This is a genomic window from Nostoc sp. (assembly GCF_036919555.1).
Classification (GTDB): Bacteria; Cyanobacteriota; Cyanobacteriia; order Cyanobacteriales; family Nostocaceae; genus Nostoc.
In genome coordinates this window covers 167,927-183,656 of record NZ_JBALCS010000012.1, presented here as the reverse complement: position 1 = coordinate 183,656, position 15,730 = coordinate 167,927, and the positions used below count along the sequence as shown (strand labels likewise).

16 protein-coding genes are annotated in these 15,730 nt (G+C 41.4%); 13 read left to right on the top strand and 3 right to left on the bottom strand.

The annotated features are described in order from the left end of the window. Positions 1–8: 8 nt before the first annotated feature. The 6 genes from V7K36_RS05250 to V7K36_RS05225 all read left to right on the top strand — a co-directional run bounded on the left by V7K36_RS05250 (position 9) and on the right by V7K36_RS05225 (position 4,176). Positions 9–221 carry a hypothetical protein gene (locus V7K36_RS05250; protein WP_335113765.1) on the top strand — a complete coding sequence of 71 codons (213 nt, stop codon included), beginning with the start codon at positions 9–11 and terminating at the stop codon, positions 219–221. Further along, positions 208–480, top strand: coding sequence for a type II toxin-antitoxin system RelE family toxin (locus V7K36_RS05245; protein WP_335113763.1), 273 nt, complete (start codon positions 208–210; stop codon positions 478–480). The genes V7K36_RS05250 and V7K36_RS05245 overlap by 14 nt, the downstream gene beginning before the upstream one ends. Positions 481–529: 49 nt before the next feature. Further along, a complete protein-coding gene (locus tag V7K36_RS05240; RefSeq protein WP_335113761.1) occupies positions 530–751 on the top strand; it encodes a hypothetical protein in 222 nt (73 codons plus the stop codon). Positions 752–861: 110 nt separating this feature from the next. Continuing rightward, positions 862–1,305, top strand: a complete 444-nt coding sequence (locus V7K36_RS05235; RefSeq protein ID WP_335113760.1) for an HNH endonuclease — start codon at positions 862–864, stop codon at positions 1,303–1,305. A 62-nt stretch (positions 1,306–1,367) separates the two neighbouring features. Beyond that, entirely contained in the window at positions 1,368–2,201 is an 834-nt protein-coding gene (locus tag V7K36_RS05230; RefSeq protein ID WP_335113758.1) for a Uma2 family endonuclease, read from the top strand. Positions 2,202–2,925: 724 nt separating this feature from the next. Further along, positions 2,926–4,176, top strand: coding sequence for a serine/threonine-protein kinase (locus V7K36_RS05225; RefSeq protein ID WP_335113756.1), 1,251 nt, complete (start codon positions 2,926–2,928; stop codon positions 4,174–4,176). Between the two features lie 153 nt (positions 4,177–4,329). Here the strand turns inward: V7K36_RS05225 and V7K36_RS05220 are convergent, their stop codons facing one another. Continuing rightward, positions 4,330–5,238: a c-type heme family protein gene (locus V7K36_RS05220; RefSeq protein WP_335113754.1), complete on the bottom strand. Its 909-nt coding sequence runs from the start codon at positions 5,236–5,238 to the stop codon at positions 4,330–4,332. A 442-nt stretch (positions 5,239–5,680) separates the two neighbouring features. On the opposite strand from V7K36_RS05220, the gene V7K36_RS05215 reads away from it, so the two are divergent. Further along, complete coding sequence (locus tag V7K36_RS05215; RefSeq protein WP_335113752.1) at positions 5,681–7,570, top strand: serine/threonine-protein kinase; 1,890 nt, start codon at positions 5,681–5,683, stop codon at positions 7,568–7,570. A gap of 244 nt (positions 7,571–7,814) precedes the next feature. Here the strand turns inward: V7K36_RS05215 and V7K36_RS05210 are convergent, their stop codons facing one another. Continuing rightward, on the bottom strand, positions 7,815–8,243 hold the full coding sequence (locus tag V7K36_RS05210) for a hypothetical protein (RefSeq protein WP_335113750.1): 429 nt from the start codon (positions 8,241–8,243) through the stop codon (positions 7,815–7,817). Positions 8,244–8,565: 322 nt separating this feature from the next. On the opposite strand from V7K36_RS05210, the gene V7K36_RS05205 reads away from it, so the two are divergent. Then, the gene (locus tag V7K36_RS05205) at positions 8,566–8,742 is read left to right on the top strand and encodes a hypothetical protein (protein ID WP_335113748.1); all 177 of its coding nucleotides are present in this window, start codon (positions 8,566–8,568) and stop codon (positions 8,740–8,742) included. A gap of 12 nt (positions 8,743–8,754) precedes the next feature. Next, on the top strand, positions 8,755–9,648 hold the full coding sequence (locus V7K36_RS05200) for an SDH family Clp fold serine proteinase (protein ID WP_335113746.1): 894 nt from the start codon (positions 8,755–8,757) through the stop codon (positions 9,646–9,648). Positions 9,649–9,679: 31 nt separating this feature from the next. On the opposite strand, the gene V7K36_RS05195 is transcribed toward V7K36_RS05200, so the two are convergent. Beyond that, positions 9,680–10,393: a peptidoglycan-binding domain-containing protein gene (locus tag V7K36_RS05195; protein WP_335113744.1), complete on the bottom strand. Its 714-nt coding sequence runs from the start codon at positions 10,391–10,393 to the stop codon at positions 9,680–9,682. Between the two features lie 848 nt (positions 10,394–11,241). Between V7K36_RS05195 and V7K36_RS05190 the strand changes: the two genes are divergently transcribed. From V7K36_RS05190 to V7K36_RS05175, 4 genes are all read left to right on the top strand, one after another. Continuing rightward, positions 11,242–12,690: a hypothetical protein gene (locus tag V7K36_RS05190; protein WP_335113742.1), complete on the top strand. Its 1,449-nt coding sequence runs from the start codon at positions 11,242–11,244 to the stop codon at positions 12,688–12,690. Positions 12,691–12,935: 245 nt separating this feature from the next. Beyond that, the gene (rimP, locus tag V7K36_RS05185) at positions 12,936–13,397 is read left to right on the top strand and encodes a ribosome maturation factor RimP (protein ID WP_334831566.1); all 462 of its coding nucleotides are present in this window, start codon (positions 12,936–12,938) and stop codon (positions 13,395–13,397) included. Positions 13,398–13,617: 220 nt separating this feature from the next. After that, positions 13,618–14,895, top strand: a complete 1,278-nt coding sequence (gene nusA / locus V7K36_RS05180) for a transcription termination factor NusA (RefSeq protein ID WP_335113740.1) — start codon at positions 13,618–13,620, stop codon at positions 14,893–14,895. Positions 14,896–15,043: 148 nt separating this feature from the next. Then, positions 15,044–15,313, top strand: a complete 270-nt coding sequence (locus tag V7K36_RS05175; protein ID WP_335113738.1) for a YlxR family protein — start codon at positions 15,044–15,046, stop codon at positions 15,311–15,313. Positions 15,314–15,730 lie beyond the last annotated feature (417 nt).

Genomic DNA, 15,730 nt, shown 5'->3' with positions numbered 1-15,730 from the left:
TCAGAAAAATGCTAGAAATAACCAAAAATTACGTTATGGATGAAAATCAGCAACCTATTGCTGTACAAATTCCTATAGCTGACTTTGAGAAAATTGAAGAAATCTTAGAAAATTACGGCTTAATCAAGCTCATGGCTGAGTCAGAAGAGGATGAACGTCTCGTTAAAGATGAAGCACAGAAATATTATCAATCCTTAAAGCAAAAGAATGTGGAAAGTTGAATATACTAAAAAGTTCTTAAAAGAATTAGCAGATTTACCACAAGATATGCAAGCTCGGATTGAACCAATCGTCTTTCAAGAACTAGAATCAGAAAACCCCTTTGATTTAGGCTATTTGCAAAAAATGAAAGGCTATGATGATAAATATAAAATTCGCGTAGGTGATTACAGAATAGGTATTAGTATTGACAAATATATGCAAACATTAATTTGTCAAAGAGTCGCACATCGTAAAGATATTTATAGAACTTTTCCTTGATACAATATCTTTATAGAAACACATATCGATAAATTGTATCGCTCTGAGTATGACAACTGTAATTGCTAGACCTTCATCCTTTATTGGCAGTATCAAAATAGAAAAGCTAGATAAGTTTCATGTGTTCAAATTTAATGATGAACTGCAAGCACGGATGGAAGAACTTTTAGAACGCAAAAAGGCTGATTTACTAACTTCAGAAGAAGTTATCGAACTTGAAGAAATTGGAGAACTAGATAGGATTTTCACTCATATCAATGCGATGCTATAGGACTCATATCTGATTTTTGAACAAGATTTCGGATAAAACCCTGATCAAACGGGATTTTCAGTCTCAGTATGTTTTTAGAAATCAAATCGGATTCCTATAGTAGCTCAAAAATGATGATTGATGATGCTACTAAAGAAATTGTGCGAAGACGAGCAAATTATCTGTGCGAGTATTGCCATTCTCCAGAACGCATTTCCATAACAAGATTTACAGTAGACCATTTGATACCAAAGTCTATTGATGGTTCTGATGAACTTAATAATTTAGCTTTGGCTTGTCGTCGTTGTAATGAACGTCGCTACAACTTTGTCGCTGGATATGACTCAGAAACTAAAGCAATAGTACCCCTATTTAATCCTTGCAAACAAATTTGGTCAGAGCATTTTCTTTGGTCAGCAAATGGTAGAACAATTATCGGAGTTACTCCCACTGGTAGAGCAACCTACAAGCGACTTGATATTAACGATGAACGCTATCCAGAAGATGACTCCATTCGGAGTGCGCGGGGTTTTTGGGTTCAAGCTGGCTTACATCCTCCTAATGAAGATCCCTGAGAAAGTAATCAATAAAAATAAATTTAAGTTTGGAGTAAAAAGAATCAAACCCAATTTTTACTATGACTTCTTCTTCCCACTATATCCCTCAATCTGATCCGCCGCTTCCTCCTTGGGAAACCCTACCAACGATGTATGATTTACCAAGTGACAACCCAGAGGAACCAGGTTTGCCAGACGATTTTCATTTTTTACAGCCTTTACTTTTATACTTAACTTTTCAGCCCATTAACTGGAATCCAGAACTAGTTTACAGTGCTGCTGACCTTAATCTCTACTATGATTTAGAGCATCCTTTGTGGTATAAACGCCCAGATTGGTTTGGTGTAGTAGGGGTAGGAAAATTATACAAAGGGCAGGATTTACGGTTAAGTTATGTAACTTGGCAAGAACCAGCAAATCCCTTTGTGGTTGTTGAGTTATTATCTCCAGGTACAGAAGACGAAGATTTAGGCACAAGAAGAGAAAGTGCAGCAGATAAACCTCCTAGCAAATGGGAAGTTTATGAACGAATTTTGCGGATTCCCTACTATGTTGTTTTTAGTCGCTACACTAATGAACTCCGGGCTTTTCAGTTAGTAGGCGGTCATTATGAACCGATGAATTTAACTGATGGATGTCTACTAATGCCAGAAATAAATTTAAGTTTAGGCTTATGGCAGGGTTCATTTCGAGATATTGAAAGGTTGTGGTTAAGGTGGTTCACTTTGACGGGAGAATTAATTCCTGCACCCACAGAAGAAGTTGCTGCTGCAACTGAACGAGCTATGATTGCTGAACAAGAAGCTACGGAAGCTAAACAAGAAGCTGCTCAAGCTAAACGAAAAACAGAACAATTAGCAGAACGTTTGCGCCAGTTAGGCGTGAATCCTGATGAACTAGATGAATTATTGTAGCTTGAGAAATTTTTGTCTTATACGCAGCATAATTTTCTGCTTTTGAGGAATCACCTGTACTGAAAACTTTGATAGCCGATGCCGAAGCAGTTATTTAATAACGATATTGGCTCCCAGAAAGATTAACTTTTGAGTGCGATCGCATATTCAGCACTTCAAATACATATAGGAATCCGGTTTGATTTATGAAAAGATATATAGGGTGTGTTAGCGACAGCGTAACGCACCAAACCCTTGATAATGGTGCGTTACGAACTTCGTTCTAACACACCCTACAATACCTAATTTTGTTCAAAAATCAAGTAGGAGTCCTATATAATATTTCCTTCAGGAAGTCTATAGCAACGTCAGTTTTTCTGAAAAACTATGATGTCACGCTATATCGTTACTGTTCCCAAAGTCATTGTAAATTCGGTTACTAGAGGTAAGATAAGGTTCAGCAGCAAATCCAAAAGGCGATATTCGCAGATATTACCGCAGACACTGGTGATGTTGTGGCTGCTAAAATACCTAAGTATGAGTAGTATGATCAAACTACTCCGATAAAAATCGTCTGTTTGGTAACACAAGACCATTAAAAAATTCTACAAAAGTGTATTTCCTTGTCTCCGTAGTGGTGCTAATCTCAATTTGAAGGATATTATCAGCCTTTATCTGCTAGAGTTTCTGACTTTCAGCAAACTAGATAATTTATCAACAATAAAATCGCTAGGAGTGCGATGAGATGTCACAGTCCCCTATGACAAGACCAGAAATAGCTGCTGGAACTCTAATCGATAACCGCTATATTATCCAAAAACTTCTGGGACAGGGAGGATTGGGACGAACTTACTTGGCGTTTGACACTCGTCGATTTAATGAAGCTTGTGTTCTCAAAGAGTTTGCGCCCATTGGCACAGGGGAGAGTGGACTGGAACAATATCGCAACTTATTTAAAAGAGAGGCAAAAATTCTTCATCAATTGCAACATCCTCAAATTCCCAAGTTTTTAGCTTGCTTTGAAGGAGATGGTCGGTTATTCCTAGTACAAGAGTATGTTGATGGTAAAACGTATTCTAGGCTGTTGGGAGAACTTCAACGTCAAGGAAGAAATTTTTCTCAAGAGGAAGTTATCGAGTGGCTAAAGAATCTGCTGCCTGTTTTGGAATATGTCCACCAACACAACATCATCCATCGAGATATTTCTCCTGACAACATCATGTTACCTGATGGCAAGGATCTGCCAGTGCTGATTGATTTCGGTGTAGGCAAGCAAATTGCTGACATCAACGAGGGGAGAAGTTCCAACCACCAAGTAACGTTTGTTGGCAAAATGTCCCTCGTAGGCAAAGTGGGATATGCTCCCCGCGAACAGATTAGCTTGGGTTTATGTTCCCCCTGTAGTGACCTTTATGCTTTGGGGGTAACAGCTATTGTACTACTCACAGGTAGAGATCCATCCTTACTAATGGATCAGTACTCCTTGGAGTGGAACTGGCGTTATTATACCTATATTACTGATGGTTTCGCTCAAGTAGTCGATCATATGTTGGCAGATAGACCTAACAAGCGATACCAAACAGCCAAGGAAGTTATTATAGATTTAGAGCGGATTGGAGAAGCAGAAGTGGCAATGTCTCCCCCAATCATGGTTGATGATTTGCCTCCCACGGTATTTAACCCGGAATTTCAGGCTATGTCGGCAATATCCTCGACATACAAACAACCTGGAGAAACAATTTTTAATTCAGCTAGTTCATCGCCTCCTAGTCCGCAAAGTGGGCGAATTGAACAACAACCTTCTCTTAAACCAGCATTTATCAAGCGTTGTCAGCAAGAGTTAGCCTACCACATCGGTCCAATGGCAAATCTGATTATAGAAGAAATATTAGCTCAAAATGCTTACATTTCACCTGACGAATTTGTTGAACTCATAACCAAGGAAATTCCTGACTTTCAAGCAGCTTTTGAATTTAAAAAAAGCTTATTTTCATAGAGATTTGGAACACCGTTAATTTAGAGATAATTTTGAATTATTTAACTAAATTCTTGGGGTTTAAGTAAAGAGTAACTTAACACAGCCATTTTTGTGGCGGGGTCTAAATCTCAGTTACAAAACTTAATTACGAATTACGAATTACGAATTATTTTAATCCACTGTACCTCCCTGATTGCGTTTGATTCTTTTCATTGCCATTTCTAAACTTAACTGCATCCGTTTAAATGCTTTAGCTAAATTACCGATTTCATCATTAGACATCTGCTCAAATTCAACTTCCATATGTCCGGTACTAACTTCTTCGGCTATGCGAGTCATGCGTTTGAGAGGCATAACAACTTGTCGATTCAAGAACAAGTTGACTAACAGAATAGTTGCTATAAATATAGTTGATACAATTAGGATAATTAGTAAGGAAGACTGATGGGCTTTATTGATAACATTATTCGCAGGTACTGATATTATCTGAGCGCCGACAATATCATTAAGCTTCCACCCAAATCCATTAGCTGCACCATAAAGAGTAATCATACTTTGAGGTGCGACTTCGGGTACACTATGACACTTCAAACAGCTTTCTTCAGAAATTGGTAGCGGACGAGCAATATAAAAGATATCCCCACCAGGAAGTGAGCGAAATCCACTTACTTCTTTGAGGTCTGATTTATTTTTGAACCTTTCTACAATTTCTGTCTCAAAACCGTCAGCCTTATCCCGAAGAGTTGTGGGATTGAGAGTTGCTTCTTTATAAAAGAAATCACTGTAGTCCTTTGTTTTCCGTAAAATCTCAAATACCTCCCGTGCTGAGTATGCAGGCACACTTTGCGGCAAAAACTCAGTAGCCAATTTATCAGCTAGCTGTGGATTTACTTGAGTACTGGTGTATTTACGAACAGAACTCATTGTTTCCATGAGCATGAGAGCAGTTGAGCTAATATCTTGTTTAGCATTTTCCCTGAGTAGAGAAGAAAGAGCAAATCCACTTAAGCTCAAACCAAATGTCAGAATTACAAGTAGCAGAATTGTAAATTTTTGTTTCAGATTGAGATTCTTTAGCATAATTTCTGATTATTTACAAGTCAAATTATTATGACCAAATATGGCTAAAGTCATCGTTTACTTTAGCATAAGCAATCAATTAAAGATTTTAGTATAAAGGTGATATAGGAATCCGGTTTGATTTATGAAAAGATATGTAGGGTGTGTTAACGACAGCGTAACGCACCAAACCCTTGATAATGGTGCGTTACGAACTTCGTTCTAACACACCCTACAATACCTAATTTTGTTCAAAAATCAAGTAGGAGTCCTATAGTTTAGTTAAAACTATTAGAGTATACCTAACTTTATATTAGTAATTATTGAGGTTAATGAAAATGTTCTTTAAGTAATTAAGTTCCAAAAAGCTACAACAGCAAAACAAAATGGAATTTCCAAAAATTCGTGTTGGCTGTTTTGATCACGTGCCAAAATAAATACCAGCAATTGTCAAATATTACTAATGGTGTGGAATGCAGGAAAGTCTTTATTCGGTGGACGCTACATTATTGAAAGCCAATTAGGTGAAGGCGGAATTGGCATTACTTATCTTGCCAGAAATCAACGGAATCAACTGCGAGTGATTAAAACCCTCAAAGAAGAAATTCTGAATCACCCCTCTTGGATACTCCACCGAAACAAATTACGGCAAGACTTCCGTGATGAAGCAGTTCGGTTGGCTGTGTGTCACCATCCTCATATAGTACAGATAGAAACCATCTTTGATGAGGGAAATTTGCCCTGCATGGTGATGGAGTACATCGAAGGGGAAGACTTAGCACAGTACCTGAGACGGATGGGGGTGCTATCAGAAGCAGAAGCGCTGCTGTACATTCGCCAAATTGGCGACGCTTTGACGCTAATCCACTCTAAAGGACTGCTGCATCGGGATCTTAAACCACGTAACATCATGCTCCGCATCGATAAATCAGAAGCAGTGCTGATAGACTTTGGCATTGCTAGAGAATTTATTCCTAATATGATTCAAAGGCATACAGTGTATCGCACTCCTGGTTTTGCCCCACCTGAGCAGTATGAATCAGAAGCGCCACGAGGAGAATACATTGATATTTACGCCCTAGCTGCTACCTTGTATAATTTGCTTACCGCCGTTATCCCGACGAGTGCTGATGATCGGCGTCACAATATTAATTTAGAACCACCACAATATTTTAATCCTAACATCAGCAACAGGGTCAATCAGGCTATTATGTGTGGCATGGATCTGGAGTCAACCTATCGTCCTCAGTCTGTGCAGGAGTGGTTGGATTTATTCGGGTCTGATATTGGGGAGTATGTAACAGCAATATCATCTACTTTAGTGATAACCCCTAGACTTAAACCACATCGACCGGTTGTATTAGATCAACAGAACTGGCAATGTGTACAGACCCTCAAAGGTCATTCTAGTATGGTTCATGCGATCGCCATTAGTCCAGACGGGCAATTTATTGCTAGTGGCAGTAATGATAAGACTATCAAACTTTGGCAAGTGGGTACTGGCAAACTAGTGCGTCAACTGGGTCGTTGGTTTTCTGGTCATTCCAATATGGTTCATTCCGTCGCCTTTAGCCCAATCTCCTCAAACCTTTCTTATCAAGGGGAGTCCGGCAAATCTGCGGGAGTTACAGACCTGAACCGGGGGATTTTGGCTAGCGGTAGTTGGGATAACACAATCAAATTGTGGGATGTTAACACAGGCAAAGAAATTCGTACTCTCATTGGTCATGCTAATTGGGTGAATTCCGTTGCCTTTAGTCCAGATAGCAAGTTTCTGGCTAGCGGCAGTGCTGACTGCACAATTAAACTGTGGCAGGTACACACAGGCATAGAAATCCAAACTCTCACAGGTCATTCCGACTCAGTTTTGTCAGTCGCCTACTCTCCGAAAAGACCGACAACGAATAGCAAGGATAGACAGCTTCTGGCTAGTGGCAGTAATGACTACACCATCAAACTGTGGCAAGTATACACAGCCAGGAACATTTGCACACTTACAGGTCATTCCTTCTTCGTCAACTGTATCGCCTTCAGCCAGGATGGGGAAATTCTCGCTAGTGGCAGTGCTGACAATACCATCAAACTGTGGGATGTAAATACACGCAGAGAAATTTGTACTCTCATTGGTCATTCTGATTCAGTTTGGTCAGTCGCCTTTAGCCAGGATGGGCAATTTCTTGCTAGTGGCAGTTGGGACAACACTATCAAACTGTGGCACGTACAGAGTGGCAGAGAAATCAGCACACTTACAGGGCATTCCAACTATGTTAGATGCGTCGCCTTCAGTCCCAATGGCCAAAACCTCGTTAGCGGTGGTGATGACGATACTATCAAGATTTGGCGACGGCGGTAGTAAATAATTCGTAATTCCTATAGTGCTTACTATGCTGGTAAGGTATGTAATCGGACAAGATTAATTACACAAAAATCTGGACTGAAATCCTTGACTGGTAAAAAATTGGTAAATAACTAATATGTAATTAATTCTGTCCAGGTACTTATAGGTAGACTTTATATATAAATTCGTGTAGCCGCGAACTCCATGACACTGTTGGCAAATTCGTATTTCGCCAACAGTATGTTCGCAACTTTTAGACCTAATAAACCGCTACTTCAGCGTAACGATCAATAATGGGAATACTATTATAACCGCCATTGTGGAAACAGACAAGATCAAGCGTGTACGGCACACGCGAATCATAGGATGTAACGCCGCTGATTGTGGATGCATATCCTCCACCAACTACGGCAGCGTGTTGGGACAGGAAAGTACCGTTCGCTCGAACACCGCACCGGACATATTCGATAAGTCCGGAGTTCGCTGCCGTTACTGAGTAATTGATCACCCGGCTACCAGCAGGAACGGTAAACTGGTGCACTATGAGTAGCACGTCGTCGAGAGCAGGCAATGAAATGACGTCTGTCGTCTTCCTATAAATTGCTGGAATTGCTGTTGCTGGCATTGTAAAACCGATAGCCGATCCGACAATAGCTAACAACGAACCACACAATGTCAATCGCTTCATATTAAATATCCTCCTGGAATATAGCTGAAAATGTTGATCGGTATTTGAAGAATGAAACAATCTTGGCAGATGCGCCAGAAAAGCCTGGGTTAAGCGAGGTCTTTGCCAACACATTGACAATTACTTGACTCTCTTGTTTTTACTTTTTACGCAAAAAGTCTAATAAATTTCTCAATTATTTAATAATATTAAGTTTTATAATAATATCGGACTTACTCACTGTACAAATTGTACATGGTATGATTTTAGCCAAGTAAGTCGTTTTCGGCTTTTACTAATCATTCTTTGATGGTAGATAGACCTGCGCTGTAGGGGTTTAGCAATGCGGTTTACCCCTACGAAAGATGTGGTTTTTCAAATTATTCATATTTGGTCTTTCCTGTCAATGCGTAAGTCCGATAATATTTTTGCTGAGTGTGGTTTGATACTTTTAAACCTAGAGATAGAACTGCGATCGCCCCAAATTTGTGACAATAATGACGGCAACCATGATTTTTGAACAATAATTTTTATGGGCTTTGGTATTGGTGATTTATTCTGGATTTTCCTCCTTCTGACTTCTTTGCAACCCCTTTGGCAAAAACGTCAAATAGAATATCGGCGCTTGCGTGCTTTACAAGAATTTGAGCAAGAACGCAAAAGTCGGGTGATTTTGCTGATTCACCGCCAAGAGTCCCTTAGCTTCCTGGGAATTCCCATATCTCGCTACATTACTATCGAAGACTCAGAACAGATACTGCGAGCAATTCGCCTTACACCTCCAGATGTGCCGATTGATTTAATTTTGCACACTCCTGGTGGTTTGGTTTTGGCTACAGAACAAATCGCCAGAGCGTTAATTCGCCACCAAGCAAAAGTCACAGTCTTTGTCCCCCACTACGCCATGAGTGGCGGTACAATGCTGGCGATCGCCTCTGATGAAATTATTATGGATGCTAACGCTGTCTTGGGGCCAGTTGATCCCCAATTGGGTAATTACCCCGCAGCGAGTATCCTGAAAGTAATTGAAGATAAACCCATCAGTGAGATTGATGACCAAACTCTAATTATGGCCGACCTCTCACGCAAAGCAATTCAGCAAGTACAGCGATTTGTGCGGACTCTGCTAAAAGACAGTATACCTAAACAAAAAGTTCTGCCAGAAAATATCGAATCGATTATCGAAGCCCTGACAACTGGACGCGTCACCCACGACTATCCCATCACTATTGAGGAAGCAACAGAAATGGGGCTGCCCGTAACCGTCGGACTGCCCCATTCTATTTATGATCTCATGGATCTATACCCACAGCCACAAGGAGGGCGGCCCAGCGTGCAGTACATTCCTATGCCTTACAATGACCGCCGTCCAATTCTACCTACACCCAAGGGCAGACCCTTAGAAGAACCAAATCAGATGACTTAAGGGGCTTTGGTGTAGGAGTTTTTTGTGGCTACTAGGGTGTAGTTGTCGGCGTAGCTGTTGGTGTAGCTGTCGGCGTAGACATTGGTGAAGACATTGGTGAAGACATTGGTGTAGACATTGGTGTAGACATCGGTGTAGACATCGGTGAAGACATCGGTGAAGACATCGGTGTAGACATCGGTGTAGACATCGGTTTAGCCGTCGGTTTAGCTGTTGGTTTAGCTGTTGGTTTAGTTGTCGGTGTAGCTGTTGGTTTAGCCGTCGGCTGACTGAAGACTGTCTTTGCTTCTTCATTCAGCTTTTGGCGAAGTGCTAAATTAGCAATTCCAGTTTCTTGCAACTGATATTTCTTCTGATACTCCTTCACCACTGCTTCCGTCTGTGAACCATAAAAATGATCGCGCGGGAGGGGAGGATTTGGCTTCACCACTGCATTCAAATTTCTGTGCAGAATTTGAACGATGTTAGCAGCAAAATTTTGGGTTTTTGGCCCTGCTATCCCATCAACTGGTTTTAGCTTATAACCCGTCTGAAATTCACGAATTGCCTTTTTAGTTTCTTCATCCGTCAAAGCACTATTTGTTACCTTGACGTTATAGCCTAACCCCCGCAACACAGCACGGAATTGCTGGGGCGTATAGCTACGTTGAGAGGCTGCGAAACCGGTGTCTGCAATTACTACACTAGCAGTTATCAGGCAAGTGACAGCAAATGTCGCGCTTGATTTTCCAAACCCACACCACATACTTAAAACTCCTTTGGATTAAATCAGCAGGATTATAAAGGTTAACAGCTGCATTTTAAGTTTGTTTAATAACTTTTTTCACGATTTTTTAATGATTTTTGAATAATTTATAATTTATTTTTGTTAAATTTAAGTTAATTTACAAAAAATCTTTTATGTCATCTATCCAAAGAGGTGTTTTTATTAACAGAGATCGTGATCATTTGAATCGAATACACCCTTGAACACTAAATTACAGTATGGATGCACAGATGTGCGTCTGTGTCAACTTAGAGTCAGTGAAGAGGAAAAGGGGCAGTTCTTGCTGGGGAGAAGACCTCATAAATAAATTTAGTTGCTCTGAAAACTTGGACACGTTATTTCCCGTGGCACTTTCCGCTCGAGATAAATATTTTTACCTTGAGCATAAATAAATTTAGTTGCTCTGAAACCCTTGATTGCGGGGGAATTCCAAAATCTTTCTCCCCTGTGCTCCCTGCTCCCCTGCCTCTTCGATCAGGGCAAATTTTATGACGCTATTGGTCAATTCACTCTCTTGTTAAACCCCCTATCCCTAAAACATTGGTTTTGGGTTGGTTTCCCGCCCTGCAATAAATTACGGCCTAGTAGCTAAAGTGCCTTGAAACGCACTGAAATTAAAGAAATTAAGATGGATTGAGGCTGATGGGTTAGATTCCCTATAAATTCGCCAACACGCCCTTTTAACGTTAAGTTGACACCCATGACAGATATGCGCCTGGGGTCTACTCAACCGCAAATTGCTGTAATTTCTTGGAAAGAGCCGAAAATTAATAAATGAAAGAGCTTATATTCCAAATATTCAGAAAATGTATAATATATAACAAAACATGAAAGACATAAAATCTTCTAAGCAGCGTAATCTTTGGTTTGAAAGATTTATGGCAATTACTGCCACAGTAAATTTAAGTTTAGTTTTGTTTGATTTAAGTTACGTACCCTGGCGAGATTTCTACTTGCGAAAACTTCCCCAAATTATTGAGATTTATGACCCAATAAAAGGTATTGAACGCCATCGAGAGACGAAAAATTATTTAGAAATAGTAAAGGCATTAGAAGAACAAGTCAGCCAGACCGGGTTACAGTCGCCTCAAGTAAATAGCAGGCTAGAGGAAATAAGGCGCCTGAGCAACGAGATGATTGACAGTAACCCGTTTGCGGGAGTGAATAAGAGTGGGACTCTGGAAAAAATTAAAAATCGGATGCGCGATCGCATCGGTAAGGAATCTGCAAAACAGTCCTTTGCCATTTTTTGGAGTCAGCCCTACTTATCACAACATGGCTGGTTTCAAGAAATTAATTTTTTCAACCAGAGCATCCGCCCTTTGATTGCCTCTAACTACTACCGCAAAATCGGGGAAAGTGGCGAATTTGTTGATGATTTCTGGATTATTGACTTACCCTTTGTGATTTTATTTGGTGTAGAATTGCTGGGGCGTACCTTCTTGCTCAGACGCCAACATCCTGGTTTTAGTTGGTTGGAAGCAGTATTGTGGCGTTGGTACGATTTATTTTTACTACTGCCATTTTGGCGGGGGTTGCGAATCATACCTGTATTAATTCGCCTTGATCAAGCACGGTTATTGAATCTGCATCCAGTGCGAAAGCAACTTAATCAAGGAATTGTCGCCAATTTTGCCGAAGAACTTACAGAAATTGTTGTGGTGAGGGTAATTAATCAGGTTCAGGGTTCAATTAAGCGGGGTGAGTTAACTAGCTGGCTCTCGCAACAGGAAAATTTACGTCCCTACATAGATATTAATAATGTGAATGAAGTGGAAGCGATCGCAGGTCTTTTGATAAAAACAATCGTCTACGAAGTGCTACCCGATATTCAACCTGCGATCGTTGCCATTTTGCGCCACAATATTGAAACCGTCTTTGATCAAATCCCCGTCTACCGCAACCTCCAGAACCTCCCCGGCTTAGGACAAGCCCAAACCCAGTTAAGTGAACAATTGGCGACTCAAATCACAACTAATCTTTACAAAACTTTAGTTAGCGCTGTTGAAGACCCTGTTGGCGCAAAACTTACCAGTCAACTCGTACAAAGCTTCAGCGACGCCTTGGGAGCGGAAATAAAGGAAAAACACGTACTTTCAGAAATTCAGAGTTTACTTTTTGACTTCTTAGAGGAAATCAAGCTCAACTACGTCCAGCGTTTGTCCCAAGAAGACATAGACCAAATTATTGAGCAAACCAGGCAGCTACGAACACAAGTGTCAGTTCCAGCAGTAGTTAATAAAGGCGCTACTCTGCCAGAAATACGGGAAGGGTAGAGAGCAGGGGAGGCAGGGGAGGTAGGGGAGGCAGGGGGAGAATAATAATGCCCTATACTTCGGCTTCTCTACGAGACGCTCTTGCGTTCGCTCAGTACAAGTGCCCAATGCCCAACGCACGACTATAAAAGAAATGCGCTAAACTCGAATTAGGCGAATCATCATTGGTTCGTCACAAGACTTCTTGGAAGATATACCTATCGCAGGAAGTGGGTCGATGCCCACTTTTTTTATTGAAATCTCTCATGGCTCATCCTTTAATTCCACAAATTATTGATTTGGCGACACCAGTGGCAGAAGAACTGGGATTGGAAGTGGTTGGCGTGGTTTTTCACACTAACCAAAGTCCACCAGTGTTGCGGGTAGACATTCGCAATCCTCAGCAAGACACTGGGTTGAATGATTGTGAGAGGATGAGCCGTGCTTTAGAAGCCTCCTTAGATACTGCCCAAATCGTTCCAGATGCCTACGTCTTGGAAGTGTCTAGTCCTGGTATTTCGCGGCAACTGGTAACAGACAGGGAGTTTATTTCCTTTAAAGGATTTCCTGTCATTATCTCCACTTCGCCACCCTACGAGGGACAACAAGAGTGGACTGGCCAGTTGATTCGCCGGGATGAGACAGCACTTTACTTAAACCAAAAAGGTCGTGTAGTCGAAATTCCCCGCTCCCTAATTACTAAGGTGCAGCTAGACGAGCGCCGATAAACAAAGGGCTAGGGCTTAGGAGTTAGAGACTAGAGCAGCTTGGCTCAAGGCTAGAGTTTAGAGCCTAGAGTTTAGGCACTAAGGGCTAGAGATTAGGGGCTAGTGTAAAGCTATTTTCTAATCCCTGGCTCTATCTAATGCGTAGTTTTCACTCCCCACTCCCGTACAGACGCGATTAATCGCGTCTCTCCCACTCCCTAATTTTTAAAGGAGATTGCTTATGTCAATGGTTACTTTACCTGGATTAAAAGAATTAATTGAAAGTATAAGTCGCGATCGCAATTTACCCCGGCTTGCAGTTCAATCAGCGATTAGAGAAGCACTACTCAAAGGCTACGAGCGTTATCGTCGCGCCCAAAATTTGGAGCGCAAACAGTTTGACGAAGATTATTTTGAGAATTTTGAAGTAGAACTCGATATTGAAGGAGAAGGATTTCGCGTTCTTTCCACCAAAACCATTGTCGAAGAAGTCAATAACACAGACCATCAGATTTCCCTAGACGAAGTTCAACAAGTCGCTCCCGAAGCGCAGTTAGGGGACTCTGTGGTGCTGGATGTTACGCCCGATCAAGGAGAATTTGGTCGGATGGCGGCGATGCAAACCAAGCAGGTATTGGCGCAAAAATTACGGGATCAACAGCGCCAAATGGTGCAAGAAGAGTTCCAAGATTTAGAAGGAACTGTGCTACAAGCAAGAGTCCTGCGGTTTGAGCGGCAATCGGTAGTTCTGGCAGTTAGCAGTGGCTTTGGCCAGCCAGAAGTAGAAGCCGAGTTACCGAAGCGGGAACAGCTGCCCAATGATAATTATCGAGCAAATGCCACCTTCAAGGTATATCTCAAAAAAGTCTCCCAAGGTCAGCAACGAGGGCCACAGTTGCTTGTGTCTCGTGCTGATGCTGGTTTGGTGGTTTATCTTTTCGCCAACGAAGTCCCAGAAATCGAAGATGAAGTAGTACGGATTGTTGCCGTAGCTAGGGAGGCAAACCCCCCTTCCCGTTATGTCGGTCCCCGGACTAAAATAGCAGTAGATACTCTTGATCGCGATGTAGACCCTGTAGGCGCTTGTATTGGAGCCAGGGGATCGCGAATTCAAGTGGTAGTCAACGAATTACGCGGTGAAAAAATAGATGTAATTCGCTGGTCGCCAGACCCAGCCACATATATTGCCAATGCCTTAAGTCCAGCACGGGTGGATGAAGTGCGCCTCATGGACCCAGAAACCCGGCAAACTCACGTACTTGTGGCTGAAGATCAACTGAGTTTGGCCATTGGGAAAGAAGGACAAAATGTCCGTTTGGCAGCCCGTCTGACTGGTTGGAAAATTGACATCAAAGACAAAGCTAAATATGACTATGCAGGAGAGGATGCCAAATTTACAGCTGTTAGAGCAAAATATCAACCAGAAGAAGATGAGCTTGACTTTGAGGAAGAATTAGAGGATGAGAATCAGGACGAATTAGAAGAGGAGGATAGTTTTGACAATAACAATGATGAATAATTGATTAATTTTGTAAAGTTTTGATACTGTTGATTGTAATCTCAGCCTCAAGGATTATTTTCTCAAAAGCTACTTGGTATAAGTAAAAAATAGTAATAATAAACTTCTTTTTACACCCAGAATGCTGGAGTGAAATCACAGAGAATCGATGAAACCAAATTATCGGCGCTGTATTAGTTGCCGGAAAGTAGGCTCAAAAGATCAGTTTTGGCGGATTGTCCGCGTCTTTCCATCGGGAAAGGTACAATTAGATCAGGGCATGGGGCGTTCTGCCTATATTTGTCCAGAAACGGGTTGCTTACAAGCAGCTCAAAAAAAAAATCGACTAGGGCGATCGCTACAGGCATCAGTGCCAGAAACACTGTACCAAAGCTTGTCGCAACGTCTAGCCCGCAGCAATACCCAAAACCAAATTTAATTGGAACAACTTTGTGGCGTAATCACCAGAAGAATTGTGTCGAAAGCCGAAGTCGCGCTTTCATCACACCTTCTGTTGATCGTTAAGGTTAGTGCCAAAATAGTAAATGGGTGTAAAAAGCATTTCGGCTCTTTAATTAATGAGGGGCGAGGCAACATTCCCAGAACAAGATGTAATCGATTGTGTTGTGGAAGACTCAGAATCAACAAAACAAGAAACTACAAAATGGCTTCCTGGTAGCGCTCAGGCGCAGTTCGGCGTCAAGGGTTCCCGTAGAAATCTTTTATTTAAGGAATTTTTATGGGTGCCCCTCAACCATCATTCCTGGTGGGGATGCCATTATTAAACCGAAACATCTCTCTTTCCTGATTGGAGGCACCGGCAAAAACTGAACGGCAACCTAAAAACAGTAATCCA

Excerpts from the sequence above, each read along its gene's own strand:
- V7K36_RS05250 (WP_335113765.1), top strand. The coding sequence starts at position 9 with ATGCTAGAAATAACCAAAAATTACGTTATGGATGAAAATCAGCAACCT.
- V7K36_RS05245 (WP_335113763.1), top strand. The coding sequence starts at position 208 with ATGTGGAAAGTTGAATATACTAAAAAGTTCTTAAAAGAATTAGCAGAT.
- V7K36_RS05240 (WP_335113761.1), top strand. The coding sequence starts at position 530 with ATGACAACTGTAATTGCTAGACCTTCATCCTTTATTGGCAGTATCAAA.
- V7K36_RS05235 (WP_335113760.1), top strand. The coding sequence starts at position 862 with ATGATGATTGATGATGCTACTAAAGAAATTGTGCGAAGACGAGCAAAT.
- V7K36_RS05230 (WP_335113758.1), top strand. The coding sequence starts at position 1,368 with ATGACTTCTTCTTCCCACTATATCCCTCAATCTGATCCGCCGCTTCCT.
- V7K36_RS05225 (WP_335113756.1), top strand. The coding sequence starts at position 2,926 with ATGTCACAGTCCCCTATGACAAGACCAGAAATAGCTGCTGGAACTCTA.
- V7K36_RS05220 (WP_335113754.1), bottom strand. The coding sequence starts at position 5,238 with ATGCTAAAGAATCTCAATCTGAAACAAAAATTTACAATTCTGCTACTT.
- V7K36_RS05215 (WP_335113752.1), top strand. The coding sequence starts at position 5,681 with ATGGTGTGGAATGCAGGAAAGTCTTTATTCGGTGGACGCTACATTATT.
- V7K36_RS05210 (WP_335113750.1), bottom strand. The coding sequence starts at position 8,243 with ATGAAGCGATTGACATTGTGTGGTTCGTTGTTAGCTATTGTCGGATCG.
- V7K36_RS05205 (WP_335113748.1), top strand. The coding sequence starts at position 8,566 with ATGCGGTTTACCCCTACGAAAGATGTGGTTTTTCAAATTATTCATATT.
- V7K36_RS05200 (WP_335113746.1), top strand. The coding sequence starts at position 8,755 with ATGGGCTTTGGTATTGGTGATTTATTCTGGATTTTCCTCCTTCTGACT.
- V7K36_RS05195 (WP_335113744.1), bottom strand. The coding sequence starts at position 10,393 with ATGTGGTGTGGGTTTGGAAAATCAAGCGCGACATTTGCTGTCACTTGC.
- V7K36_RS05190 (WP_335113742.1), top strand. The coding sequence starts at position 11,242 with ATGAAAGACATAAAATCTTCTAAGCAGCGTAATCTTTGGTTTGAAAGA.
- rimP (WP_334831566.1), top strand. The coding sequence starts at position 12,936 with ATGGCTCATCCTTTAATTCCACAAATTATTGATTTGGCGACACCAGTG.
- nusA (WP_335113740.1), top strand. The coding sequence starts at position 13,618 with ATGTCAATGGTTACTTTACCTGGATTAAAAGAATTAATTGAAAGTATA.
- V7K36_RS05175 (WP_335113738.1), top strand. The coding sequence starts at position 15,044 with ATGAAACCAAATTATCGGCGCTGTATTAGTTGCCGGAAAGTAGGCTCA.